We start from the raw sequence: 2497 nt of genomic DNA, 5'->3' as shown, positions 1-2497 counted from the left end.
CGCCCCAGCACCAGCACTCCCCACTCCCCACGCCCCAGCACGTCGAGCACGTCCAGCACCAGCAGCCGCCGCAAACCCGGTTCCAAGCACGGGCCCAGCCGCGGCCACCGCGGCACGCACCGGATCGGCCGGAGACCGCAGGCGGCCCGCTCTGCGCGGACGAGGTGCACGCGGTCATCAACGCCAGCCGCCCGCGAAACGCGGCGCTCGTCTACGAATCGACGTCCACCATCGGCGAACAGGTCGAATGGCTACCGGTGATCGAGCCCGCCTCGTTCTTCGCGAACGCCAGCGGAGGCCTCGGCTGGGCGGTTCCCGCCGCCGTCGGGGTGGCCCTCGGTGATCGGGATCGCGGGGTCCACCGCCCGGTCATCGGCATCATCGGCGACGGGGCCTTCCAGTACTCCGTGCAGGCGTTGTGGACGGCGACGCAGCACTCGCTGCCGATCGTCTTCGTCGTCCTGCAGAACAACGAGTATTCGATCCTCAAGTCGTTCGCGGAGCTGGAGCGCACGGCCGGCGTGCCCGGTCTCGACCTGCCCGGCCTGGCCATCGCGTCGCTGGCACACGGCTTCGGCTGCCGGGCGGTCGACGTCTCCACCCGGGCCGAGTTGGAGAAGGAGCTCACCGCCGCGCTGGAGGCGGACACGACCACCGTGATCGTGGTGCCCACCCGGCCGCAGCGAGCCTCCCTGCGCTGACCCGGGACAGAAAGACGAAGAGGCGAAGAGAGGGCGAAGAGAGGAGGAGACGAGGAGACGACGTCGGAGGCGTTGGCGGACCACAGGCCCCTGGGCATTTCCCTGCGCAGGTAGCCGGCCTGCGGCTACCGTGTCCGTCCATGCTCGCCGTGTTCGGGTCGCCGGGTCGTTACGTCCAGGGGCGGGACGCCACCGCCGCGCTCGGTCCCGAGATGGCCCGGCTCGGGCTCACCGGGCCGGCGGTGATCGTGACCAGCGCGGCGCCGCTGCGGCTGCTGGAGGACACCTGGCGGACCAGTCTGGACGGCGCGGGCATCCCGTACACGGTGCACCTGTTCGGCGGCGAGTGCAGCGACCAGGAGATCGACCGGGTGCTCTCGACCGCGCGTGACCCGGAGGCGACGGTGATCGTGGGTGCCGGCGGCGGCAAGGTGCTCGACACCGCTCGGGCCGCGGCGGCGGCGCTCGACGTCCCGGTGGTGAACTGCCCGACGACCGCGTCCAGCGACGCGCCGTGCAGCGCCTTGTCCGTCGTGTACTCCCCCGACGGAGCGTTCGAGCGTTACCTGTTCTATCCGCGCAATCCTGATCTGGTGCTGGTCGACACGACCGCGATCGCCGCGGCGCCGGCCCGGCTGCTGGTCGCCGGGATCGGCGACGCGATCGCCACCTGGTACGAGGCTCGCACCGTCCGGGAGGCCCGACGGGCCAACCAGCTGCACGGTGCCCAGACGGCCAGCGCCGGTGCACTGGCCGAGCTGTGCCGACGCATCCTGTTCGACGACGCCGCGGCCGCGATCCGGGCGGTCCGGGCCGGGGCGGTGACCCCGGCCGTCGAGCGGCTCGTCGAGGCGAACACGCTGCTTTCCGGTCTCGGCTTCGAGTCCGGTGGCCTCGCGGTGGCCCACTCGGTGCACAACGGGCTGACGGTGGCGGCCGAGACCCATCGCTTCCTGCACGGCGAGAAGGTCGCCTTCGGGCTGCTGGTCCAGCTGGTGGTGGAGGGGCGGGCGGAGGACGAACTGGCCGAGATCCTCGCGTTCTGCGCGCAGGTGGGGCTGCCCCGCACGCTGGCGCAGGTCGGGCTGGCTGATCCGCCGATCGAGCTGCTGCGAAGCATCGCCGTGCGGGCGCTCGCCGAGGGCGAGACCGCGCACAACGAGCCGTTCGATCTCGACCCGCCGACGCTCGTCGACGCCATCCTGGCCGCGGACGCCGCCGGACGTGCCAGTCTCACCAGCCGTACCAGCCGTGCCACCCACTGAGCCTTCCCGGGCCTTCCTGAGCCTTCCTCGATCGTCCGTCCACACCAGGGCCGCTGACCAGCGCACGACAGGCGACGGAAGGGCGACAGAGGTCACGGGCGACCCGATAGCAGAACAATCGCGAGGGCCGGCTATCCTTGACAACAGATTTCCCATCCTCTACTGAGGCTGACCAGAGGAGGTGGCCGCTGTGAGTCCTGGCGGGTGCTCCAGTAACGGCCGCTTCCTGCTGGTGGGCGCCGGCTGACGATCAGCCTGGCGGTCGGCCTGGTCCTTTCCTCCTCCGCTCGTGGGGTGGTTCACGCGACCAGTGGCTCCGACCCGCGTCCATGACACCCGGGTGCTGGTGATCTCCCGGGTTCTTCTCCGGCAGGTGCGGTCCCTCAGCGACGTGTCGGTCCGGGCCGCCGTGGGTTCTTCCCTTCGCGGCCTGCTCTGGAGTGCGTCTCGGGCCTGATCCCCTGTGGTGGTCCGAGCGCGGAGGGGACTCTCCCATGAGCGTCAACACCACTGCCCGCCTCGCGATCCGCC

2 protein-coding genes are annotated in these 2497 nt (G+C 71.3%); both read left to right on the top strand.

Annotated elements, in window-relative coordinates:
• A partial coding sequence (locus FREUN1FDRAFT_RS38845) for a thiamine pyrophosphate-dependent enzyme (RefSeq protein WP_006545934.1) occupies positions 1-701 on the top strand: 701 nt, incomplete at its 5' end.
• Positions 702-841: 140 nt separating this feature from the next.
• Positions 842-1966, top strand: coding sequence for a glycerol dehydrogenase (locus FREUN1FDRAFT_RS38840; RefSeq protein ID WP_006545933.1), 1125 nt, complete (start codon positions 842-844; stop codon positions 1964-1966).
• Positions 1967-2497 lie beyond the last annotated feature (531 nt).

The organism is Parafrankia sp. EUN1f (genome assembly GCF_000177675.1).
GTDB lineage: Bacteria > Actinomycetota > Actinomycetes > Frankiales > Frankiaceae > Parafrankia.
The sequence above is the reverse complement of the archived record's forward strand: the minus strand, read 5'-3'. Positions and strand labels throughout refer to the sequence as shown.

What these genes read in the sequence shown, in the direction of transcription:
- FREUN1FDRAFT_RS38840 (WP_006545933.1), top strand. Translation starts at nt 842, where the DNA reads ATGCTCGCCGTGTTCGGGTCGCCGGGTCGTTACGTCCAGGGGCGGGAC.